This is a genomic window from Micromonospora sp. M61, from assembly GCF_018070245.1.
In the GTDB taxonomy this organism is placed as follows: domain Bacteria; phylum Actinomycetota; class Actinomycetes; order Mycobacteriales; family Micromonosporaceae; genus Micromonospora; species Micromonospora zamorensis.
Genome location: NZ_JAGPYA010000008.1, coordinates 16004 through 39247, shown reverse-complemented (window position 1 = coordinate 39247; position 23244 = coordinate 16004). Strand labels below are relative to the sequence as shown.

The 23244-nt window shown below is 66.0% G+C and carries 15 protein-coding genes and 3 pseudogenes; 7 read left to right on the top strand and 11 right to left on the bottom strand.

The genetic code is table 11. The annotated features are described in order from the left end of the window. Nucleotides 1-18: 18 nt before the first annotated feature. The 8 genes and pseudogenes from KBX34_RS06940 to KBX34_RS06905 all read right to left on the bottom strand — a co-directional run bounded on the left by KBX34_RS06940 (nt 19) and on the right by KBX34_RS06905 (nt 10906). A complete protein-coding gene (locus tag KBX34_RS06940; RefSeq protein ID WP_210923864.1) occupies nt 19-735 on the bottom strand; it encodes a M48 family metallopeptidase in 717 nt (238 codons plus the stop codon). After that, entirely contained in the window at nt 732-3983 is a 3252-nt protein-coding gene (locus tag KBX34_RS06935; RefSeq protein ID WP_210923862.1) for a type I restriction endonuclease subunit R, read from the bottom strand. Before KBX34_RS06935 ends, KBX34_RS06940 begins: the two co-directional genes overlap by 4 nt. Nucleotides 3984-3986: 3 nt before the next feature. After that, nucleotides 3987-5108 carry a restriction endonuclease subunit S gene (locus KBX34_RS06930; protein ID WP_210923860.1) on the bottom strand — a complete coding sequence of 374 codons (1122 nt, stop codon included), beginning with the start codon at nt 5106-5108 and terminating at the stop codon, nt 3987-3989. Nucleotides 5109-5199: 91 nt separating this feature from the next. After that, entirely contained in the window at nt 5200-7602 is a 2403-nt protein-coding gene (locus KBX34_RS06925; protein ID WP_210923858.1) for a class I SAM-dependent DNA methyltransferase, read from the bottom strand. 129 nt (nt 7603-7731) lie between these two features. Continuing rightward, a pseudogene (locus KBX34_RS06920) lies at nt 7732-7940 on the bottom strand (ABC transporter ATP-binding protein); the annotation flags it as partial. Between the two features lie 688 nt (nt 7941-8628). Then, the gene (locus KBX34_RS06915; protein ID WP_307871341.1) at nt 8629-9264 is read right to left on the bottom strand and encodes a phosphotransferase; all 636 of its coding nucleotides are present in this window, start codon (nt 9262-9264) and stop codon (nt 8629-8631) included. Nucleotides 9265-9418: 154 nt separating this feature from the next. Then, the gene (locus KBX34_RS06910; RefSeq protein WP_210923854.1) at nt 9419-9895 is read right to left on the bottom strand and encodes a hypothetical protein; all 477 of its coding nucleotides are present in this window, start codon (nt 9893-9895) and stop codon (nt 9419-9421) included. Between the two features lie 57 nt (nt 9896-9952). Next, complete coding sequence (locus KBX34_RS06905; RefSeq protein ID WP_210923852.1) at nt 9953-10906, bottom strand: JmjC domain-containing protein; 954 nt, start codon at nt 10904-10906, stop codon at nt 9953-9955. A gap of 438 nt (nt 10907-11344) precedes the next feature. Here KBX34_RS06905 and KBX34_RS06900 point away from each other — a divergent pair, with 438 nt between their 5' ends. Next, nucleotides 11345-12727 carry a helix-turn-helix transcriptional regulator gene (locus KBX34_RS06900; RefSeq protein WP_210923850.1) on the top strand — a complete coding sequence of 461 codons (1383 nt, stop codon included), beginning with the start codon at nt 11345-11347 and terminating at the stop codon, nt 12725-12727. On the opposite strand, the gene KBX34_RS06895 is transcribed toward KBX34_RS06900, so the two are convergent. The 3 genes and pseudogenes from KBX34_RS06895 to KBX34_RS06885 all read right to left on the bottom strand — a co-directional run bounded on the left by KBX34_RS06895 (nt 12707) and on the right by KBX34_RS06885 (nt 16729). Continuing rightward, the gene (locus KBX34_RS06895) at nt 12707-14536 is read right to left on the bottom strand and encodes a prolyl oligopeptidase family serine peptidase (RefSeq protein WP_307871340.1); all 1830 of its coding nucleotides are present in this window, start codon (nt 14534-14536) and stop codon (nt 12707-12709) included. The genes KBX34_RS06900 and KBX34_RS06895 overlap by 21 nt on opposite strands. A 242-nt stretch (nt 14537-14778) precedes the next feature. Next, nucleotides 14779-15494: pseudogene (locus KBX34_RS06890) on the bottom strand (creatininase family protein). 4 nt (nt 15495-15498) lie between these two features. Beyond that, nucleotides 15499-16729, bottom strand: a pseudogene (locus KBX34_RS06885) (helix-turn-helix domain-containing protein). A gap of 279 nt (nt 16730-17008) precedes the next feature. Here KBX34_RS06885 and KBX34_RS06880 point away from each other — a divergent pair. The 6 genes from KBX34_RS06880 to KBX34_RS06855 all read left to right on the top strand — a co-directional run bounded on the left by KBX34_RS06880 (nt 17009) and on the right by KBX34_RS06855 (nt 23107). Next, nucleotides 17009-18415: an APC family permease gene (locus tag KBX34_RS06880; protein WP_210923846.1), complete on the top strand. Its 1407-nt coding sequence runs from the start codon at nt 17009-17011 to the stop codon at nt 18413-18415. Between the two features lie 5 nt (nt 18416-18420). Beyond that, nucleotides 18421-19425 carry an acetamidase/formamidase family protein gene (locus KBX34_RS06875; RefSeq protein WP_247671523.1) on the top strand — a complete coding sequence of 335 codons (1005 nt, stop codon included), beginning with the start codon at nt 18421-18423 and terminating at the stop codon, nt 19423-19425. Between the two features lie 11 nt (nt 19426-19436). After that, nucleotides 19437-20114 (top strand): GPP34 family phosphoprotein, encoded by a 678-nt coding sequence (locus tag KBX34_RS06870; protein WP_210923842.1) that lies wholly within the window; start codon nt 19437-19439, stop codon nt 20112-20114. A 155-nt stretch (nt 20115-20269) separates the two neighbouring features. Then, entirely contained in the window at nt 20270-20755 is a 486-nt protein-coding gene (locus KBX34_RS06865) for a hypothetical protein (RefSeq protein ID WP_210923840.1), read from the top strand. Nucleotides 20756-20789: 34 nt separating this feature from the next. Continuing rightward, nucleotides 20790-21446 (top strand): GNAT family N-acetyltransferase, encoded by a 657-nt coding sequence (locus tag KBX34_RS06860; RefSeq protein WP_210923838.1) that lies wholly within the window; start codon nt 20790-20792, stop codon nt 21444-21446. 1262 nt (nt 21447-22708) lie between these two features. After that, the gene (locus KBX34_RS06855; RefSeq protein WP_210923836.1) at nt 22709-23107 is read left to right on the top strand and encodes a hypothetical protein; all 399 of its coding nucleotides are present in this window, start codon (nt 22709-22711) and stop codon (nt 23105-23107) included. Nucleotides 23108-23244: the final 137 nt, after the last annotated feature.

Genomic DNA, 23244 nt, shown 5'->3' with positions numbered 1-23244 from the left:
CCGAACGAACGAGTTGATTTAGCCCAGCCATAGACCTGCTCCGACGACCACGAGGTCATCTTTCCGGCGTTCGTAGTCAGGCATGGCGCGCTCGACCGTTGCCCAGAACTGGGGAGTGTGCTGTGGATGTGGGATGTGCGCCAGCTCGTGGACGAGGACGTAGTCGATCAGCCGAGGCGCAAGCTGAAGCGTCGCCCAGTGGACGTTCAGCGTGCCGTTCCTGCTGAGGGAGCCCCAGCGGTAGCCGAGATCCCGCACCTCGACAGCTCTGGCTCGTAATGCCGTGCGGGCGGACCATGGCACGAGCCGGCCTGGTAACCAGTGCTTGCCGCGCGAGCGGTACCACTGAATCAGTGCCGTGCCCGCCGTGCCGCTCGTGATCGCAGCGCGGGGCATGACGATCCGGCCGCGGTCCATCCGGACAGATTCGGCGTCGGCCACCAACAGCCGGTGGCTGCGGCCCAGGTACGAGAACCCCTCGCCAGAGACGAATTCCTTCGTCGGCCGGGTCGACAACAGCAGGTCCTTCTCGGCGAGCTTGCGGTACACCCAAATTCGCTTGGAATGAGCCCACGCGGCGAGCGCGTCCGGCGGGCAGGCTGCGGGCGCGTGAAGTTGTAGCGAGCCGTCCCGGTCGACGGTGATCCCGACGGTGGCTCGGCGTGACGACTCGCGAACCGCGAATTGAAGGTCCCCGATCAGCATGGTGTCGGGCAGCGCCTCTGTCACGCTCACGACGACGACGCCAGTCGGTGATGGTTGTGCTTGGCCAACTCGAGGAGTCGGTCGGCGAGGGGACGGAGCCAGGCGTAGTCAAATAGGTCGCTGCCGTCCTCCATCCTGGTGTCATCAAGGCGGTGGATGACCGCGCGGCGTAACTGCTCTCGCTTGTGGGCGTTGTCCCAGAAGCCAACCAGCCGTACGTCCTCCCTGATCAGGTGCACGATGTCGATCGTTACCTGGCGCAACGGCCCGGCCCGCTCTGGCGTGACCTCCCGGCTGTTTTCGGTCAGCGCCTGAATGAGCAGGTCGTGGAATGGCGCCTCGGTGAGCGGGTCGAGCCCGTCAGTGGCCTCGGTACGACCGGCGGTCACCACCGGCAGGAAGTCGGCGAGCGCCAAGGCGAGCTGTTCCCACTGGTCCTTAAGCTCGCTCAGCACGTGTTCCAGGTGCTCGGACAGCCGCGCGTAGTGCGCGGGGTCACTGTCCATCCGTTCGCTGATATGGTGACGAATCGCGTGTTCCATCTCCGACGCCTTGGCTCGCGGGCTCGTCAGTCTGCTGACCTTATCGGCGTAGTCGGCGGCGGTGATCGAGATCGGCGGGATCTTCTGCTCGATGCCCAGCGCCTGGACATGGGCATCGATGAGCGCCCTTACCTTCTCGCCATACACCCGCACGTCGAACAAGGTGTGATCGCGGTAGCGGCGACGGGCCAGGTGAGCAATAGTGCCAAACGCCTTCGCGTCGGCCACATATGGCAGGGCCGTCTCCGACGGCAGCACGATCTCCATGCTGCGGGTGAACGCCTTCAACGCGGTCTCGAACCGGACCCGCAGCCGCTCGTCGGCCAGGGCTTCCACGCAGGCGTCCTGCACGGTGACCGTACCGACGTCGCGCAGCGGCGCGAAGAGCTGGCGTACGGCTTCGTGGGCGGCGGCCAGCCGGGGTACTTCATCGTTCAGGCTGGTAAGTGCGCCTTTGATGTCGTCGGCGGCGTACGCCTCGAGCGCCTCCGCCAGGTGGTGCGAGACGCCGTAGTAGTCCACGACGTAGCCGTTGCGCTTGCCCGGCGCGGTGCGATTGACCCGGGCGATAGCCTGCAACAGGTCCGCCTCGCGGATCGCCTTGTCCAGGTAAAGCACCTGCTCCCGGGGGGCGTCGAAGCCGGTAAGCAGCATCGCGTTGACGATCAGCATGGCGACCGGGTTGGCCTGCTCGGCCGGTACGCCGGCCATCGGCAGCTTCCGGGTCTTGAAGTCCTCGACGACCTGTTCATGGCCACTTGTCCACGGCGCGATGTCGGTCTCGTCGTTCTGCGCTGCGGAGATCACCGGCACGAAGTCGAGTTGCGCGATGACGTCGCGGTACGGCCACGCTCGCACTAGCTCGGCCCGTTTGGCGGGCAGTCGATCGATGCGCTCTAAGGCGTCGGAGGATTTCCAGACGGGGTCGAGGGCGTCCAGATCGCCTACGAGGGCGTCGCGGGCGGCCTGCAGCGCGGTGCGGTAGCGGACGGCGGCCCGTCGGCTGGTGGCCACTACCTGCGCCTTGAATCCGTTGGGCAGTACAGCGCCGACGTAGTGCCGCAACATGTTCTTTGCCTTGGCGGCGATAAGCTGCTCGGCTTCGGCGACGTTCCGCTTGGTGGCGTACCGCTGCTTTAGCTGCTCTGTCTGTTCCGGGGTAAGCCCGTACAGGTCGATGAACTCGTCGATGTCGTCGGCGTCGGTGACGCCGCCGCGAGTGGTGCGGCCCTCGTACACGATTGGCACGGTGGCGCCGTCGGTCTCAGACTGGCGGATATCGTACCGGTCCAGGTAGTTGCCGAAGATGGTGTGAGTCTTGGGCTTGTCACCCATGATAATCGGTGTGCCGGTGAAGCCGACGCGGGCGGCATTTGGCAAGGCCTTGCGAAGCGCCGCATGCAGGGTGCTGCCGTGCGACCGATGCGCCTCGTCCACCAGCACCAGCACTTCGGGCGAGGGGTCCAGTTCGCCGATGTTCTTCAGCGCCGCGTCGTCGGTCTTCTTCGCCTCTGGGTCGCGGTACTTCTGAATCATGACGAAGATCAGCGCCTTGCCAGAGGTGCGCAGTAGCTCCTTGGCCTTAGCGACGCGTGTGGCAGTCAGGACGGTTTCACCGGTGAGTTCGGCGGTGGAGGCGAGCTGTTTCTGGAGGTCCTTGCGGTCGGTCACCACGACGACCTTGAACCCGACGAGTGCGGGGTGCGAGCGCATCGCTCGGACCAGGAACACCATGGTCAGGCTCTTGCCGGAGCCTTGTGTGTGCCAGATGATCCCGCCGCGCCGGTCGTGCTCGCCGTCCTGGGCGCGAGTCCGGCCCGTGACGAGACGGTCGATCGTCGCGCATACCGCCCGATACTGCTGGTAGCGCGCGACCACTTTGATCTTGCGCTCCTCGGGCTGCATGAACAGCGTGAAATGCCGGACTAGGTCCAGCAGCCGGTCCGGCCGCAGCATGCCCGCGACCAGGCGCTGCTGCGGCGACAGCCGTGCCGCCCCGATTTCGGCCTCGACATCCTTTTCCCGTACGGGGGCAGTCGTTTTCCACTCCGTGTAGTGCTCGGCGAGCGAGGTGAACGTGCCGACCTTGGCCTCCTCGAAGCAGGTCGCCACCACGAACTGGTTGGTGTGAAACAGCCGCTCGCTGCCCTCCGGCTCAACCGACTCGCGCTGGTTGGCGTAGCGACGCAGCTGGTCGATCGCGTCACCGATCGGGTCGGGCTTGGTAGGCGACTTGGCCTCGATCACGACCAGCGGGATGCCGTTGACGAACAGGACAGCGTCGAGATAGATCGGCGTACGGCTGCCGGGCGGGTCAACACGGAACTGGTTGACAACCAGGAAATCGTTACGGTCCAGCGGGTCGGCGGCTATCCAGTCGACGAAATGGATGGTACGAGCGCGCCCGCCGTCCCAACCGTCCACGATCACGCCGCGCAGAAGCGTCTCAACTAGCTCTTCGTTGATCTCCAGCAGAGACTTGGCTTGCGGCCGGGTGAGCCGGGAGATCGCCTGATTTATCCGGCCATCGTCGAGCCACTGATTTCCATCATCGTCAATATTGATCCGGCGCAGTGCGGCGCGAACTCGGTCAAGCAGGAGTACGTCATTAAAGCTTTCCCGTCCGGTATCGTTTGGTCGGGAGGAGTGCGCGCACTCGATGTGCTCCCAGCCCATACCGCAAAGCTGCTTGACCAACGGCAACTCAACCCGCTCGTACTCCGGCCCCGAACCCATGCGCTAAACCGCCTCCGCATGAGGGCGAACCCGCCCCATCAACAGATCCTCCATCAGTCCTTGCTTAAGCTTAAGCAGCTTTCCCAGCTCGCTGCGCATCCGAATAATGGGCTCCCTGCTGGCCGCAACGCGCTTGCAGACCGCTGCTTGCTGCGCTAGGGATGTCGGGTATCGAATTCCGACCTTCTTAAGGTTAGTCGGATTGATGTTCACCTGGTGCACCCCCGGAGTGGCGAACCGGCGCATTTCTTTTTGAACTTCCTCTAAATTTAGCCAGAGGGTTAAGTACTCCGGCAGTATGACCCGATCATCCTGGACAAGCCTAACGAGATATGAGGCAAAGGTAATCGCCCCAGAGGGGCCGCGCCAGATGGAAGTCCGCCCGACATTATCGAAGCTATTTGTTCGATTGAAGAGCACATCGCCGGTTGAAAGCATCAACTTTCTTGGTACGGGCAGGAGTGTCGACTTCAGGTCCGACGTATCGACTTCACCGTCCTTAAGATTATTCATCCGGAGCACTGGCGTACCCGAACAGTAATCCAAGGGCGAGGAGATTCCATACTCTGCCCTATGTAGAACTTCTCCGACTCGCGCTCGCTCCAAATCCGTATCCGAGCCGCCTGTCAGGAGTTCGCAGACAAGCGCGGTATTGAGCTTCTCTAGTTTGGTGATCAGGAGCTCCGTGGAGCGAATGCATTCCTCGACCGAGTCCAAGATCTCCACGATTCGGGACTGTTCCGCCGGGGGCGGAAGGCATATTGGCTGAGAAAGCCAACGGTCCTGGTCGAATGTCATCTTCTCGATTACGACACCATGGCTCGAATCAACAAAGTAGGCATACATTAGCGGATGCCGCGCCAACCAGGAGAAGAACTTGGCGTCGCAACGAGGCGTCGATGCAAAACTGGAATAACTCTTGGAGACCGCGCATCCTGCGAAATCCTCGGGAGCGAAGGTGCATGCCCCGTGAACGATTTGCATGCGGGCGATGACAAATGTCCCTGGGATCACCCACTGCAGTGTCTTCGTTAGGATTTCTTTACCCTGTAGCGTTCCCCGATGAAACATGCCACCGTTGCGGCGCCGGACGCTGACTAGTGGGTAGCGCTCAGAGTCGCGCATCCGAATGGGACTTGAAACCTCGGTAAGGCAGTCCCCGATCTTTTCCGTGGACCACCCTGGCGGCAGTTCACCGAAGTGTCGCTTTAGGATTTCAGACGACATAGCCGAGTTCCTCAAGGTAGGTGGTGACCTTCGCGGACGCGGCGTCTCGTTGGGCTTCTATGTCAGCCAGGGAGGTGGCGTACTTGTCCCACCAATTCTCGAGGTCAATAATGACCTTGCGGCGGTTGGCGGTGACGTAACCGTTCAGATGCGCCGCCAGGTCGGCGTACCAGATCTGCATGACGAGGTCTTGTTCCTGGCCGCCAGTCAGGTCCGCTCGCGCCTTCTCCAAGGTTGTGATGAACTGCACCTTCAGCTCCCGCTGCCGCTTCTTCACCTTGGCCAGCTCGGACTTCAGCCGCTTCAGCTCGGCCGGGCTGATCGTGTCTTGGGTATCCTCGTAGGCTGACTCGTCCTCGCCGTCGGCGGATGCGGTCGTAGCCTTGATCTGTACGTCCAGCTCAGCGCGCTGCGCCTCGACAGCGTTCAGCTCGTCCAGGTACTCCGGCACGAGCTTCGGCACCAGCCGGTGCTCCAGCGGGTCCATCTTGGCCTTCTCGTCGTCCAGAGCCGTGCTAATAGTGGTGGTCCAGCCGTCCATGACGCCGCCGAAGCCGTGGGTCGCGAGGGTGCGCAGGTCGTATTGGTTGGCGTCCCACCAGCGGACGATGACGCCGGCGATCTGAAAGCGATCGAGCAGACCGATCGGCAGTAGGGCGGTCGTGAACGACTCGATCAGCTCGGTGCGTGCCGCCATCAGCCGCTTGGTCGACGGCAACTCGATGACGAGCTTGCGGTGCTCCTGCCACCACGACCCCTGGACGGCAGCCAGTTCGGCTTCACGGCCGCGTACCCCTGCATGGTCGGTGACAAGTGGGGCGAGCACGGCCCGGTCGAGCTCGGGCGCGAAGTTGTAGTAGGCGTTGTCCCGGTCGACGAACACGGCCTCGGTGGTGAAGCCATGCGCGGCGAACAGGTTCGCCTTGCCGGCGACCTCGGCCTTCGGTACACCGCCGTGCAGGTGGGCGCGCACGTCGTGAGGCTCTGGTGGCGGGGCGTTGTCGGCATATCGACGGATGTTGAGGTTGTCGTCGTTGTCGCGCAACTCGGAGCGGGTCACGACCCGCGCGTAGCCCGGGATGTCCTCGAACGCCTCGTAGGCGTACACGATCTTCTCGATGTGCTCGGGCAGCAGGTAGTTCTGCGCGCGGCCAGCGCTGTATTCGTGGTCAGCGTTGATGAACAGCACCTTGCCGGCCCGCTCGACCGGCTTGGAGCCACGGGCGCGCAGCACGAGCACACACGCGGGGATGCCCGTGCCGTAGAACAGGCTCGGCGCCAGGCCAATGACCGCCTCGATGATGTCGTCATCGAGCAGGTTGGTGCGGATCTCCCGCTCGGCGCCGCCGCGGAACAGCACCCCGTGCGGCATGACGGTGGCGGCGGTCCCGTTGGCCTTCAGCACGGCGACCATGTGCTGGACGAACATCAGGTCGGCCTTCTTGCCACCCTCCGGCGCCCAGCCCCAGCGGAAGCGGTTGCTGTAGCGCATGCCGTCCTGCGAGTAGTTCAGCGAGAACGGCGGGTTGGACAGTACCCGATCAAAGACATCAAGCTGGCCGCCGTGGGCGTGACGCGGGTTCGCGAGGGTGTCGTCGTTCTCGATCTTCGCATCGGGGATGCCGTGCAGCAGTAGGTTCATCTTGGAAATCGACCAGACGCTGCCGGCGGCCTCCTGCCCGGCGAGGACCAGGTTGCGGGGATCGCCGCCGTGCTCCTCCACGTACTCTTTGGTGTGGATTAGCATGCCACCGGAGCCGGAGCACGGGTCGTAGACGCTCATGCCCTCTTCGGGCTTCACCAGGCGCACCATCATCCGGACCACAGCGCGCGGGGTGTAGAACTCCCCGCCCTTCTTACCGGCTGAGTCGGCGAACTCCTTGATTAGATATTCGTACGCCGCGCCGAGCAGGTCGGGGAACTCGAAGTCTTCGGTCCGTAGCCGGTGCCGGCTGAAGTGCGCGATCAGATCCCGCAGCCGCTTGTCGGGGATCCGGGAGGCCCCGACCTGCCGGTTGAAGTCGATGTGCTGAACCACGCCCTCCAACGAGTCCGGGTTGGCGTGCTCCAGCGCGGCGAGGGCCTTATTGATCTGGTCGCCGACGTTATCGTGCAGCCGGCGCAGATGGTGCCAGCGGGCGATGGACGGGACGAAGAACGCCTCTCGGTACGACTCCGGCTGCTCGGCCCGGTGCTTGGCCTCCTCCTCGCCGCGGGACTTGAACCGCTCAAGCACTCGTTCCTGCTCGGCGTCGAACGTGTCCGACGCCCGCTTCAGGAAGAGCATCCCAAAGATGTACTCCTTGAACTCCGAGGCATCCATCTTGCCCCGCAGGATGTCCGCCGCCGCGAACAAATGCCGCTCCAACTGCGGCAACGTCAACTTCCGCACTCAATCCACCTCATGTCCGCGCGTCGGTGATGAACCCGGAGCGATAGCCTAGGCCCGACTGTGGCGAAGCCGCCGGGGGGACAGTATGTCCCTCACGCCCGACATATAGGCATTGACCGCGTGTCGGGTCTGCCCGCCGGAGAGGTCTTGCCCGTCGGCGAAGGTGCGGTCCAGCAGCGTCTCGTAGCCGTGGGGCAGCTCGGTGATCATGTGGTGGGCGACGGCGCAGGCGGCGGCTCGATCCGGTCCTGCTCCGTCGTGGTGGTGATGTCGCCGATGGCGATGTTGGTGGCGGCGGTGAACGGCCAGTTGTGGTACTCCTGCGTGACGACGCCGATCGACAAGCTACGCAGCCGCTCGGACAACGGGTGTTGCGTGAGCAGGTAGAAATCTCGGCGGCTCGGCGATCGACCGCACCGGGTTCGGGCATGGTTCGTGGGGCCATGGCACATCCCTCCTACGGGAGCGTTGGGCAGGGGTAACCAGCTGGCGGCCGGATCGCCCGTCGCCGCTGCTTCCTGCGCCGTCGGCGTGCACGGTGGTACCCCCATTAACGACCGGCCTTTGGATGTCGATAACCCACCGCGTCGATCGCTGACAAAGCTCCGACATTGGCCAACCCTGACCATTAAGCCGCCTACTTCGGTCGTAAGCTGCTGGTTGCGACTGTGCGCACTGCTAACGGGTTCGCTCGGCGATGCAGCCGGAGGAGGGCGTCTTGTCGGCGGATTGTCAGACGTTGACGAAGAGACGTCCGACATCGACCGCCTACGTCTTAAGTCACTCTCGTCGCCGGTGGTGCGTGCTCTCCACGACGGCACGCGAGGCATCGGCCACACCACCGCAACCTCAGCCGCGATCATCTAAACCGACTCCACCATCATCGCCGACAGCCCGAACACAGACCACCCTCGTCCTCAACGAGGACAATGATCCTCCAGACTGGACTTAGGAACCAAGCTCCAGGTCAGGACATTACGGCTGACGGAGTTGCTGAGTAGGCGGAGAGTCATGCGCTGAAGCCGGCTAGGCGGTCCGGTAGGCCGCCCATTGAGACGTCCAGGCCGCGAGGTCATACATCCAAGCCGCAGCGAACCCGGCCGACTTCGACGCCCACTTCTCCGCGTTCTTCGTCGCGAAGTAGTCCAATACCTCTGGATCGGTCAGCCCCCAGGCGGGGTGTCGCGATAGCCACTGCTCGGCCTGCGCAGGGGCGTGTCCGGCGCTGATCAGCCACGGGGTGAGCATGGCCAGCTCAACCCACGGCGCGGCCTTGGTCGCCATGGCCCAGTCGACGATCCGCAGGCCACGCGGGGTGACGATCAGGTTGGCCGGGCCGAGGTCTGTATGAGCGAGCCGGTCGCCGTCCATCGCCGGATGCGCGAACCCGAGCCGCGCCTTCGGACTGAACAGCGGCACATCGGGTGCTGGTGTCTCACCGAGCACCGTCAGCGCCTCACCGAGGAGATTCAGATCGGGGCTATCCGGGGACAGGTCAGCGTGCGGTCCGTCGCAGTGCTCGAAGCCCACCACCAGCCAGCCACCCGCCTCGAAGTGCCACTCGACGGCGGGTGAGTGAGGCCCGCTGACGGCCTCACTCACCCGCAGCTCGAAGCGCAGTGACCGGACACCGAAGTCGGTATGGGCCGCTTTGACGAACACCTTCCCGCTCGTCCCGGTGACGGTTGCGGCTATCTCCGCGTGGTCACCGGTCGTAGCAGGAATGATGTGAGATCCGCCGGCCCGGTCGGCTACCTCTTTGGCGACAGCCTCGGGTAACGCGGTCCAGTCAATACGCATCGGTCAGGGTTCCCTTTCAGACTCCCGGATTCGGCGGGCAACAGGACTTCGCCTCGCCGTCCCAGAACTCGGGGTCGATGTAGTAGCCGGTCGCCTTCAGAGCCTGGCGGGTGTACTCCATCGAGGAGCCGTCCGCCATGCCCTCCGTCAGGATCGGCACGTGGTGCACGAAGCCTCCCGCGATCTGCTCGCAGGCGGCGTGGTACAGCTCGGTGTGTTGCAGCGAAACATGCCAGGCGGCGTCGATGGGCTCGGTCGGGACGACCCGGTAGGACCGACCGTCGGGCAGCAGTCGGCCGAAGTCGGGGTCGTGCTGCGAGTCGGCGTGCGCCTTCAGCATGAGCAGCATCTGCCCGACGGCCCGCCGGGCGTAGGTCTTGGTGACCTCCTGCGCGGCGGCGAAGTGCAGGGCCAGCTTGTCGAAGGTCTCCGGGTCGACGAGGGTCTGGGGGTCTTTGTCGGCCTGAACCGGCAATGCGGTCGCGAGGGTCACGACTCCTCCTAGGGGTGTATGGATCGCCGGCGCCTGATGCGCCGGGGAAATCCCGAATCAGCGGGCCGACTGGGGGCCGGTGGGGCGGGGTCGCGGTGCGTGGGAGATGTAGTCGACGTTCGGCTCGGTGCGTGCTGCCTGGAGCAGCTCGACGGCCAGCGCGCTGACGTCGGCGCTGGCCAGCCACTGCGTCAGCTGGTCGCGCGCCTCGGCGACCTGTCCGGCGAAGGCAGCGGCGTCGACAACACTGGCAGGCGGGATTACGCGCCGCAGCGGGGTTGAGGTGAGCGCGGCCTGGACCAGCTTTCCGACGATCCAGTAGCCGGTGAGCTCGCGGGCCACGAAGGTCACGTGGACGCTGTCCTCCGTCTGGCCACGAGCGTGCGGGTTGTGCATCCACCCTCGCGGCAGCACCAAGATTTGGCCGGGGACGAGGTCAAACTCGAAGTCGGGATGCATCGATTTCATGCGGTCGATGAGGCCGATGCCCGGTGAGGTGTTAGACGCGAACTGCTCATTGTGAGGTTCATCGACTCCTGGCTCCCAGATCTGCCAGGTCTTGCGACCGGCTATCTGGTAGATCAGGCCCATGTTCTGGTCCCAGTGGTGATACAGACCCTGCCCCCCTGCCGGGGTGGCGAAGCCGGTGGCGTAGCAGCCGTAACCGGTCTCGTCCTGGATCGCGGAGCAGATCGCGTGCACCGCGGGACACCAACGGTTCAGGTTGCGCAGTTGGACGGTGTAGCCCCGGCCGCGCCATTTCGCGATTTTGCCAGTGTCAGCGTAACCGCCCGTCGTGTATGCCCGAGGGTGGAGCGCTGCCCCGTCCTTGATCACGATGAGCTGCTCTGCGGGTGCAGTACCGGTGTCGAGGTAACCGTTGATGAGTTCCGCGTTGACGACATTGAGAACGCTGCTGTCGTCGGGCAGCTTGTGAAGCTCCGGCTTGGTCGGCCAGGCGGTCATCATCTCCCTGACCGTGACCTCGTCGAACAACGTCGTGAGGGACATTTCATCCTCCGGATGTGGGAGAGGTCAGGTCCGATCTGCTGGTGGCCCCTTTAACCCGCTGGCACGTGGATACCCCAGCCCTATACCCGGATGCCGATCCGCGTGACCGCTCGTAGCGGCAAGGCCGAGGACGCAGCCGACGTTTATCAAGATCACGGCGGCGGAACGGTCTCCTGCTCCACCGCAACCTCCCGCGCTCGTTCAAGTCAGGGGCGGATCTGACGAGTAGCCAGGTCCGTCTCCACACTCGCCCATCGAGTCGGTGGAGTGAATGCCAGGCATGCGGACGAAGCGGTTGTCCGCATGTGCGTCACCGATAGCTTCTTCCGCATCTCAGTGTTCTTGCTTGCGCCGCGCTGAACACTGAGTGACCCTATGTGCGCGATATCCATGCTGCTCATCGCCATGGTGGTGGGATCAGCCAGAGGAGGCGGTGCTGTGGGCCAGATCCCGCGAACGCTTCAGCCCTCGCTGTCTGAGCGCCACTTCTTCGGAGCCGAGCTGCGTCGGCTGCGGGAGAGGGCCAACTTCTCGCAGGCGCGACTCGGCGCGATGATTCGGTTCAGTGCCGACCTCGTGCGTCGGGTCGAGACAGCAGACCGTTTCCCCTCCCGGGAATTCGTTGAAGCCTGCGACAAGGCGTTGGCAACCGGAGGGGCGTTGATCCGCCTGCTACCGCTTGTCGAGGGAAGTCGCGCCAACGAGGGTATGCGGACAGCTTCCGCAAGCGGTCCCACCAACGCCGGAACCCTGCTGGCCCTAGCTCAGGAGGCGCCCGGGGTGGCGGACATGGTTGTCCGTGTACCCTTCCAGCCCGGTGTTCTTGACCGCGCCGCACAGGACTGGCTGAACGCCTCAGGGGCACCACGCCTGTCCGTGGCCGGACGACTCGGCTCGCCTGGCCAGGTCGACGAAGAGGATCTTCATTCGGCCGAGACCGCTCTGGGGATGTTCCGGCAGTTGGACCACACCCACGGCGCTGGACGAGTCCACGCGCAGGTGCAGCGGTACGTCGAAGGCGAACTGAACTGGCTGTTGGCGAATACTCCAACCTCTGAGGCTGTTGGTCGCCATCTATACGCGCTGGCGGCGGGATTCTTCGAGCTCTGCGGATACCAAGCGGTCGACACCGGCGCCCACGGCCTCGCCCAGCGCCGCTACCTTCGCGCTCTACGTCTGACGGAAGCTGCCGACGACCGCCTGTACGGCAGCTACCTGCTCGCCGTGAACATCGGCCACCTCGCGCTGCACTGCGGGCACCCCGAGCCGGCACGCAGGATGGTGCTGACGGCGGTGAAAGGAAGCGAGACCCGAACGACGCCCGCTGTGGCAGCCGCTCTGCACGCGGTGGTGGCGCGCACGCACGCCCGCCTTGGACGCGAAGGCGAATGCCTAACCCACCTCGACATCGCGGAGAAGCAACTGGCCCGCAGCAAGCCCGAGGACGAGCCGGCGTGGATCCGGTACTTCGACGCGGCGTACCTCGCCGACGAGATCGCCCACTGCTTCCACGACCTGGGCCGACCGCAGCACACCCAACGGCACCTGGGCGACGCCCTCACCGCGCTGAGCCCCACCCATGTCCGGCGACTCGCCATCGACACCGCGCTCCTGGCCTCGTCGCTGGCCGCCACCGGCCGCATCGACGAAGCCTGCGCCACCGCACGCGAGGCAGTCGACTACGCCGCACGAACCACCTCACACCGCTGCCTGCAGCGCATCGTCGAGGTACAGGCGGACCTCGAGCCCTATCGGTGTGAGCCCGAGGTCCGCGAGTTCGGCGAGTACGTACGTCACCGACTACCGCTGGCCGCTGTGTAACCCCCGTTGATCGTTGGCCGCACCCGCCATCACCGAACGGTAGTGAGCCAGCTCCGCTTCCAGCGCCGCGCCCGCTCGATGGGACGACGCCACATAGTGGCCGACATCAGCAAGAAGCAACACCTCAGGCGCCGTACCGAGAGACGTCAACTCCTCGGCGAGTTCGCGCACATCTTCGACCACGGCCACCTCGTCAGCGGTGCCGTGAATGAGCAGCAGTGGACGTTGAACAGCGGCGGCACGGACCCGGCCGGCACCACCTCGCAGCCGCATCGCATGCGCCCGCTGGAACCGGGGCACCGTCTGTGCCCACCGGTCAGGATCCACGATCGCCGACACGGCGGTGGCAGCGGCGAACGGACCGTCCTGTGCCACCGCGTGCAACGCGGTGTATCCGCCAGCGCTGGCACCGCGGATAAACACCTGCCCCAGCACCGTCCGTCCCGCCGACAACAGGTGCACCGCCACAGCCGCGCAGTCATCGACATCGTCCAGGCCCCACCGGCCGTACAGCGATTCCCGGAACACCCGTCCGTACCCGGTGCTACCCAGGTAGTCGACATCCACGACGGCAAACCCGCGACTGGTGAAGAACTGCGCCTGCCAGTCCAGGCGCAGCAGGCAGGAGGCTGTAGGCCCAGGATGCGCCCGAACGATCACCGGTGCTCGCCAGTCCGCCGCCGCGCCTGTCGGCGGATACACCAGGGCAAGCACCTCCCGACCGCTGGCTACTCGAACGCGCAGCTCCGTCGGCGTCGATACTCGCGCCCCGTCGAGTCGGGCGTGCTCTGACCTGGCAAGCACCTCCACCTGGGGATCGGCGTCAGCCAGGTCGATCAGCGCGACCTGCGGGGCCGCGGTCGGTGACGATCCGATCAACGCCACCGTCGTCCCTCGAACGGCCAGGTACGGCTTGATCGACGTGTACGGGACGTCGACTGGGCGGACAGTGCCGTCGGGCTCGATGACGACGAGGCGGTGTCGCGGCCCTTTTTGCACCGCCACGACGATCCGACCGTCGTCGAGGAAGCCATACGACGCGTAACCCAATTCCCATGGCTCCGCGGCGCACTCACCCGTGATCGCCGCCACCGCCTCCACCTTGAGGCCATTCCACCGGTAGAGGTTCCACCAGCCATTGCGGTCCGACGCGAAGTACAACGCACCATCGGGTCCCCACCGCGGCTCCACCGCAGACTCATTCGGACCGCCGGCGAGCTTTACTGGGTCCTCGACCGATCCAGGCGGCGAGTAGGAGGCCACCCATACCTCACACGTGTCCCAGGGCATGTCGCGTTCGCTCCACGCGGTCCAGGCCAACCAACCCGGACCGGGCCGAGGCGCACCGAAAAACCCCCGGGACGAGACGAGAGTTCGCATCTGCGGAGCACCACTGAGCGACATCGCGACGAGTTGGTCACCCTGCTCCGACTCCCGCACGGCCAGCAACTCGCCGTCGCCGATCGTCAGGCCACCGAAGCATCCATGGCTGACCAATTCGAGTTCATCGCCGTCACGACGGCTCCGGTAGAGGCCATCTCCCCCGACGCACCACAATGTCCCGTCGACGACAGCGAACGATCCGCCCCCATACGCGTGAACACCGCTGGCGACATTGAAGCCCGCCGGACAGACATCACGATTGCCTTCGCCGGACCGCCACCGTGTCACCGTCGTACCCCCGCCAGCGTCGGGGCGAGTCTCCAGCCAGTAAAGGCCGTCATCACCGGCTCGCAGCTGGTCATAGCTCACGGAGGCGCGGACGGCGTCGTCCACCGACAATTCAGCGATCCCGTCGCCCAGCCTCACAAATCCTCCTCGAACAACTTTCATGCGGGCCGGACGGCGGCGGGCTCGTCAAGCGGACGCCGGGACACCGGCGCGGTCACCGGCAGGGCTTTTTCCGGGGCGGCGTGAGCGCGTAGACGTGGCCGACTCTACGTCCGAGCACCTCGTCCCTGCCCCCGGAGCACCTTGCAAACTGCTTCCGCCCGATCGTTCGCCGGGACAAAGTCGATGCGGACAGCAGCTCTCGTCCCGCATCATTCCGGTCATGCCTTGGGTCTCGGCAGGAGCTGTAATGGCCGGCGAAGGAGCGGACAAGGTCTTCGAGTACGGCTTTGCCCTTGGCTGCGGTGGCCTGGGACGGCAGACCAATGACGCCGCTGCTGGTATAGCCACTCATGCCCCGCGTGAGGAGGTGACGTCGATCGTCCGCTAGGTGGTCGGCGTGCTGGAAGCCATCACGCACTACTTCGGGCGCGACGTGCAGAAGCAGCGAAACCTCAAGCTCGCCAGCGTGCATGTCCTGGTGGGCGGTGCTGTACAGGCCGGCGGCCAGTCGAGCGTCGTCCCAGTCGGTCCGAGCAGGGAACAGAGTCATCCGCGGTCCGGCGACGTTGGCTTCCTGAACGACGTTGGCAAGCGCGTAGTTCCCGCCGTGTCCGTTGATCACGGCGAGCTGATCGATGCCCGATTCATGCAGGGAGGCTGCGATGTCTACGACCACGGCGGCGAGGGTGGTGGCCCTGATACTGACCGTTCCACGCCACGAGGCGTGCTCGTGGGAGCAGGAGATCGTCACGGGCGGAAGCAGGAAGAGGCGGTAGCGCTCGGCGACTGCCGCCGCAATCGCGCATGCCACGATGGTGTCCGTCAGCAGCGGCAGGTGGGCGCCGTGCTGTTCGAAACTCCCGACTGGGAGGACCGCGATGGACGCCGCTCGCTCGGACTCGTCGGCGCTCGTTGCTGTGGTGATCAGGTCCACGGGGCTAATGGTTACACGCTTCGAGAGTCGCCTGCCGATAGGCGAGCACGAAGGCCGCCGCCTCGGGAACGGCTGGCTGCTGTCGAAGGGCCACCGCCGTGGGGTTCAACCAGCGCAGAACCCGCTCGGAGGAGGTACCAGCGGCCAAGGTCAGGGCCTTGGTGGCCTCGGTCGCCGCGCGTTCGACATCGCCGCTGTTGACGTAGGCGGTGGACAGGACCGATCGCCAGAGGGCCTCGTCGACGCGCCACTGAGTTGGCCAGTTCTGAAGGAGCTGCTCGTAGAGATCGGCCGCCGCCGCCGGCTGGCCGAGCAGCAGACGGCACTGCGCTTCGTGGACAGCCACGTACACCGGGTTGCAGTGGGCGCCAACATCGACGGGCAGCTCGGAGTCCCCGTCGGCGCTGTCGGCGACCCTGTGCGCCTTGTCGATGCTGGCTACGCAGGCGCTCTGGTCACCTCCCATCGCGTAGGCCTGGGCTTGACGGACCAGCAAAAGAGCGCGAATGCGGCCTGGTAGCCGGACCTCGTCCAGCGCCTGCCGCGCCAGGACAGCGGCCCTACGCGGGTCGAATCGTTCGAGGGCGCGTTGGCTCTGCCTCATCAGGACGTAGCTTGCCAGTGACGGCGCGTTGGCTTCGACGGCGTGTTGCTGGGCGCGTCGCAGCCATGCGTCCGCCTCGGCGGCATCGCTCTGCTCGTCGATCCAGCTGAGGAACTCGGCCCACAGTGCCTGGGCGATGAGTACGTCTCGACGATCGGTCGAGTTGCTCCGCCGCCCGATGGTGGCTGCGGCGCTGATTTGCGCACGGGCGGCGGACGCCATCCCCGCGTACCCGATGCGATTTCCGGCAGTGGCGAGGCCGACGAGCTGTTCGTGCCACGGTGGAGCAGGTCAGGCTCCTCGGAATGATCCATGACGCCCTCGAACAGGCCGTCGGCACCCGGGCCGAGCTCTGGTCAAGGACGGTCAGTCGACGCTCACGTTCGAGGTCTGGCAGGAAGCGGAGCAGCTCACCACCCGCCTGCAGGGCGGCTTCACACGACTCGACGAGGCGGGCTGACGGCCAACGTTCGGCCTTCTCCACCTTGCCGACGAGGTCCCCACTGACGTGCACCAGCCTGCCCAGAGCGCGCTGAGACAGCCCGCGGCACTCGCGCCACCGTCGCAGCGCGGCACCGAACCCATGCAGCACCGATCGATGCGGGGTCAGCCGTCGTGGAACCTGAGCCACCGGTACTCCTGGATGCCGTTGCCCATCGCTGCCGCAGTCAGGCAGGCCTGACCATACGTGATCGAACGTTACGCGGACAGTTGCATGCGGACAACGCCCTATGTCCGCATCACCGCTATCGACTCGTCTGGCCCGGTGCGCAATTCTCGTTGTTGAGATAACCGTCCGGACGCCAGGCGAATTGTTGGCGGCGATTTGAGCCGACGGGCAGATGCCCTTCCTGGCGGGCCAACTGCAAAGTCGTGAGATCAGCCAGGCGTCGACTATTTGAGGAGTCTAATGAGCCTCCAGAATGAGCTGTCCCGATATGGATATCGGCAGGAGTTGAGCCGCCAACTGCGGTTCCGGGACCTACTTGCCTACGGCTTGGTGTACATGGTGCCGATCGCGCCGATGGCGATCTTCGGCAGCGTCTACGCCGGCTCTGGCGGGATGGTGGCCTTGGCGTACGCGGTCGGTGTGGTGGCGTTGGTGTTCACGGCGTTCTCGTATGCGCAGATGGTGAAGGCGTTCCCGATGTCGGGCAGCGTCTACAACTACGCAGGGCGTGGCATCAGCCCGCCGGTCGGGTTCCTCGCCGGCTGGGTGATCCTTCTCGACTACGTGCTCGTGCCGGGGCTGTTGTACCTGGTGGCGTCGGTTGCCATGCACTCGACGGTCACGTCGGTCCCGGTGTGGCTGTGGCTGGTCGGCTTCGTTGCCGTCAACACCCTTGTCAACTCGGTCGGGATCCGGATGACCGCCGCGGTGACCCAGGTGATGTTGATCGGCGAGTTGATCGTCCTGGCGGTGTTCCTGGCCGTCGCCGGGTGGGCCCTCACCTCGGGTAGGGGCCGGTTCAGTTGGGAGGCGTTCTACAGCGCCGACACGTTCACCTGGTCCGTGGTGGCGGGTGCGGTGTCGATCGCGGTGCTGTCCTTCCTCGGTTTCGACGGGATCAGCATGCTGGCCGAGGAGACCAAGGGCGGCTCTCGTCAGATCGGCCGCGCGATGGCGGCCGTCCTGATCCTGGCGGGGGTGCTGTTCATTGCGCAGACGTGGCTGGCCGCGATGCTCGTCCCCGAGCCCGGCACCCTTCTTGCGGAGGGCGATCCAAGCGGCACTGCCTTCTACGACGCCGCCGCCGAGGCCGGCGGGGGGTGGTTGGCGACGGTGTGCGCGGTGGCGACGGCGATTGCGTGGGGGTTGCCGAACTCGATGGTCGCGCAGGTCGCCACATCTCGGCTGTTGTACGCGATGGCCCGGGACCGGCAGCTGCCGGCGTTCCTGGCGAAGGTGTCGATCCGGCGCAACGTGCCGATCAACGCGACGCTGCTCACCGGCGCGGTGTCCCTGGCGCTGGGCCTGTACATGGCCACCCGTGCGGATGGGATCACACTGCTGTCGTCGCTGATCAACTTCGGGGCGATGGTCGCGTTCCTCGTCCTGCACGTCTCGGTCGTGGTGCATCACCTCATCCGGGCGCGCAGCGGGAACTGGTGGGCGCACCTGGTCATGCCCGCCTTCGGCTTCGCCATCTTGGTGTGGGTGGTGGTCAACGCCAACATCGCCGCGCAGCGTCTTGGCCTGGCGTGGCTCGCCCTCGGCGTCATCGTTCTGGCTGGTCTGTACCTGTCCGGTCGCCGGCCTGCCCTCTCGGGGTTGGCGCCCGCGCAGCCGCAGGCGCGTCACGTGGAGCGGGTGTGACCGGCATGGACAGGTTCACCTACCGGCCCGCCCGAGACGAGCTGGCCTACACCTTCGGCGGTCGGATGCCGGTGGCGCACGTGCGCGGCGGTGACGTGTTCACCGTCGTGACGGAGGACTGCTTCGGTGGTCTCGTGAGAGGGCCGGCGGACCTGCCGTCGCAGGTGTGCCGCATGCCGTACCTCAATCCGGTGTCCGGGCCGTTCTTCGTCGAGGACGCCGAGCCCGGCGACACCCTCGCCGTCCACCTCGCCGCCATCACCCCGGCCCGGGACTGGGGCGTGTCCTCGACGTTCCCGCACTTCGGGGCACTGACGTCCACCTCCCACACCGCCACCCTGCAACCGCCACTTGAAGAGCGGGTGTGGGTGTACGGCATCGACCGGCAGGCCGGGACCGTACGGTTCGAGGCCACGCGTAGCGATCACAGCGTGGACCTGCCGCTGGACCCGATGATCGGCACGATCGGTGTCGCCCCCGGCGGGTTCGAAGCCCGCTCCACACTCGTGCCCGACACCCACGGCGGGAACCTCGACACCCCGCACCTGCGCGCCGGCACCACCCTCTACCTGGGTGTGAACGTCCACGGGGCGATGCTGGCCCTCGGCGACGGACACGCACGCCAGGGCGAGGGCGAGGCCTGCGGCGTCGGCGTGGAGATCGCCACGACCACCACCCTCGCCATCGACGTCATCAAAGGCGTCAGCACCCGGTGGCCGCGGTTGGAGACCGACCGGGACATCCTGACCATCGGGTGCGCGAGGCCTCTGGAGGATGCCTACCGCATCGCCCAGCACGACCTCGTCGGCTGGGCCAGCGCCCTGACCGGCCTGGAAACCCTGGACGCCTACCAACTCGTGTCGCAGGCGGGACGGGCGCCGATCGGCAACGTGTGCGACCCCAACTACACCGTCCTCGCCGCCATCGACAAAACGATGCTCCCCGCCCCTGGGCCCGCCTATGGCGGGGCACACGAGCGGCTGCGGCGGCTCACCGCCGGGCTGCGGTAGGAACCCCGCCGATGACCGCGTCGATCCCGCGCCTGCCGCTGCGCGATGACCTGTTCCTTCTCGGCCACGACGACGACACCGGACACCCCCACGTGCACCGGCAGACCCTCGCCCTGGGACTCGCGGGCGCGGTCCTGATCGACCTGTACCTGGCCGGGCGGGTGACCCTCGACCCGAACGACGACACCCGCCCGGCCAACCACCAACGGATCCACCCGCACATCGACCGGCCAGTCGGGGACCTGATCGCCGACGCCGCGACCACCTCCATCCGCCACACCCACCCACCCCTGCGGGGGTGGCTGCGCGGGTTCTCCGACGACCTCTACGACCGCACCCGCGCCGGTCTGTTCGCCGGCGGGATCCTGCGCCAGCACACCCAACGGCGCCTCGGCGGCCTCATCCGCGCCCACACCTACCTGCCCACCGACAGCAAATGGGCGGTCATCGCCCGCTCCCGCCTGCGCTACCTCGCCGCCGGCCACGAACAACCCAACAACTACACCGCCGCCCTCGCTGGCCTCGTCGCCGACCTCGGCCTCACTGACCACCTCTACCTCGACGAGGACACCCCAGCCATGACTAGCCGCCTGAAAGCCATCGCTGCGCAGCACCACCAGCCGGTGCGCGACATCATCACCGCCGTCGACGCCGCCGTCGGTGACTTGGCCACCGCCGCCTACCGCTAGCCGTGTCCGCTCATCTCGAGGAAGCTCACCGTGACCAACCAATCCCCCGTGCGACCTCCGCCCAGCAAGCCCCGCCCGGTGGAACGGGGAGCCACGAAGGTTATGGCCGCCGTCTTTATGCTCGCCTGCTCGCGGCCGCCACCGCTATCCCGACCTTGACGGGCACCGCCGGGGTGCAATCCCCACCCTCGCTGCCAAGCACCGTCGCGTCCCGGCCGACCGTGGCACCGCGTCCGTCGCCCGCCGCCCTGACCACGGCCCAGCTCAAGACTCGTGCCCAACAGAAACTCGATCAGGTGCCGACGCGTCTGTCGGCGGCGTCTCCGACGCGGCAGGGCCTCAAGACGGTAGGGGCGGGGCCGTCTGGCTGTGATGCCATCCCGGGCGGGTTCGCCTACGTCCATCTACTTGAGTGCTCGCTGACCGACCGGGCAGGCCGAACCGGCGTCAGCGCCACCGCCACCGCCACCGCCGACGACATCCGCTTCCTGCTGATCCTCAAACCGAGCACTGGCGAACTACTCGCCTACGAGAGAGCCGCGCTTACACCGCCAGTCGACAGCGACCGGATCGGCGCCTTCGTCGATGACTACCACCTGTTCCTCGTCCACACCCACACCACGAGCAGCGACAACTCCTGATTCCGCCAGCAACCAACTCAAGGGAAATTCCGCCATGGACACTGTCCCGCGCATCCGCGCCGCCCGCTGGGCAGACAAAGACCACGTCGCCGCACTCATCGCCGACGCCCTCCATCCCAGCCCTCTCGCCACATGGCTAATACCCAACCCAAGCCCACGGCGCCGGATCCTCACCGACGTCCTCGCCATCTGGATCGAACACGCCTTGTTCTACGGCGACATCTACCTCACCGACGACGCGACGGCCGCCACCGTCGGCTTCCACAGATACCGGCCCATCCCACCCCCCGCGAACTACCCCACCCGCCTCAGCGACGCCGCAGGCCCCCACGCCGACCGCTTCGACCTACTCGACCGACTGCTCGCCAAGGAGCGACCCACCGAACCTCACTACCACCTCGCGTTCCTTGCCGTACAACCCACAGCCAGACGCTCCGGACGCGCCACGGCCTTGCTCAACCATCACCGCAGCCGACTCGACCACGTGAACCTCCTGTCCTGGACCAGCACCACCTCCGACGCCAAGAACATGCACATCCGTCACGGCTACACACCACAACCGACCATCAACCTGCCCGAAGGCCCGACCCTGAGCACCATGCGCCGAAATCCGCGCCATCACACGCCTGGCCAACCAAAACCAGTCCCACCACAAGCCAACGAACCCGGGCCGTTCCATCCAGTTCTCTGAACATGCGATCCGCAGGCCAACCGTCGACAGAAAGGACGACCACTTCCCCACCTCCCGCAGCAGCGGACAGGCCCAACCACGTCAACTCCAGGCGGGCAAGCAACGACGCTCCACATCATCGGCGGCCTCGAGAGTCACAGCGCGTCGACGGCGACGACGGACACGACAAGCGTTGTAGCGACGAAGCTCGGGACACCGGCAAGGCCACGCGCAAGTAGCTTGGCTCTTCGCCTCCAAAGGTGGACCGCCGGCCAACATCAGCACGTTCCGCTCGGGCGGGCCCTGAACGCCGTTGCGGCCCCGCCAGGGAACCAGCAGCAACGTCGCAGCGCCACCACCCGCCCACCCCAAATGGCGCCCGCTGCGGGAAACCCCAGAAGCCCCTGATCTCATCCACCAGCCCGAGGAGTGCCAGCGCCACGCCTGCCCGCCTGGTCATCGCGGCAACCGCTGCACAACCGGCTACGTGCCGCTGCTCCCAATCTGCTCCCAATGTAAGCAGCACATACGACGAAGCCCGTTACCGAATCGTTCGGCAACGGGCTTCTGACCTGCACAAACTGAGAGTGGGCGATGCTGGTATCGAACCAGCGACCTCTTCGGTGTGAACGAAGCGCTCTCGGAGCACTGCTCGTTGGTGCCGAAGCACGGTGACGCACGCCAGCACCGCAGCGCTCGGCACATCCCGCAAGTTCACCTACTCGATAGCCATGCACGCCTAGCACTCCAGTGACACTTCGCGATCTATGTCGCTGAGAGGGTGAGTCGTCGCTGGTAGTGGGCTTGTCGGGCGACGGCTTTGTGGATGCGGCGCCAGGCTGACCAGTGCAGAGCGTGCTCGATGTTCGGGGCTGGCGTGAACATGAGCGTGTTGAGTGGGCGGCGGATCTCGGGCAGAGTCAGCCGGATCGGGGTGCCAGATCGGGCTGATATCGGCGCATGTCGATCGTCGACCGCCGCCTCCCCCGTATGGTTGCTCTTGCCGTGCCACCGAGTCGAGTCCTCCCACGTCCCGGTCGAGATCGCCGCGAGCGTCAGCAATCCGACAGTTCCACGATGGATCGGGTGCGTACGATCCCCGGCGCTGGACCTAGGAGGCAGAAGTGTCGTTCTTCAGAAAGCGAAACGCTCAACCGACCAACTGCCCGCTCACACCACCACTCGCACCCCGCCGGCCCGAGTCGGCCTCGGTACTTCTGAACGTTCTGACGGCCGGGCTGGAGAAAGCGCTGCCGGACGAGCACCGGTCGCAGATTCGGTCCGTGCTCGAAAGCCCGGTCGACGCCTCGGCGGACGCCGAGGCACAGCGCGCCTTCGTGGCGCTCGACTGGCTGGTCCGCGTCTGGACCCCGGCCTGGACGGCGATGGTCCCCGGTGTCGGCCAGGATCTGGCGGCCAAGCTCCAGGAGCTGCCACCGATCACTGAACTCGCCTCGGCCGAGGCCGCAGGACTCTTCGCCGGCGTGCTGGAGAGCACGTCGGCCCAGGCCGAGAAGACGATCGCCCAGTACAAGGGCAATCTGTACGTCGAGGCCGCGGCGGCCGCCCCCGGAGTGCGTCCAGCCGGGTTCGCGTCGAGTCGGCGGGCGCCGCCGTGGCCGACGCCGCCGCGTCGACAATCGTCGAAGCTTGCCTGGCCGCCCGGACGGACGTCGCCCTGACCGGCGCGACCGCCATCTCGCTGCGGGTCAGCCTGGACGGCGTGTCGCCTTACATCCAACTGGGCGTCCGGTCCGGGCGAGGTCGACGCGAAGGTCATTCCCACGAGATCCAGCGGTTCCGCTCCCTGACGCCGCCC

What these genes read in the sequence shown, in the direction of transcription:
- KBX34_RS06935 (WP_210923862.1), bottom strand. Translation starts at nt 3,983, where the DNA reads ATGGGTTCGGGGCCGGAGTACGAGCGGGTTGAGTTGCCGTTGGTCAAG.
- KBX34_RS06930 (WP_210923860.1), bottom strand. Translation starts at nt 5,108, where the DNA reads ATGCGCGACTCTGAGCGCTACCCACTAGTCAGCGTCCGGCGCCGCAAC.
- KBX34_RS06905 (WP_210923852.1), bottom strand. Translation starts at nt 10,906, where the DNA reads ATGTCCCTCACGACGTTGTTCGACGAGGTCACGGTCAGGGAGATGATG.
- KBX34_RS06880 (WP_210923846.1), top strand. Translation starts at nt 17,009, where the DNA reads ATGAGCCTCCAGAATGAGCTGTCCCGATATGGATATCGGCAGGAGTTG.
- KBX34_RS06875 (WP_247671523.1), top strand. Translation starts at nt 18,421, where the DNA reads ATGGACAGGTTCACCTACCGGCCCGCCCGAGACGAGCTGGCCTACACC.
- KBX34_RS06870 (WP_210923842.1), top strand. Translation starts at nt 19,437, where the DNA reads ATGACCGCGTCGATCCCGCGCCTGCCGCTGCGCGATGACCTGTTCCTT.
- KBX34_RS06860 (WP_210923838.1), top strand. Translation starts at nt 20,790, where the DNA reads ATGGACACTGTCCCGCGCATCCGCGCCGCCCGCTGGGCAGACAAAGAC.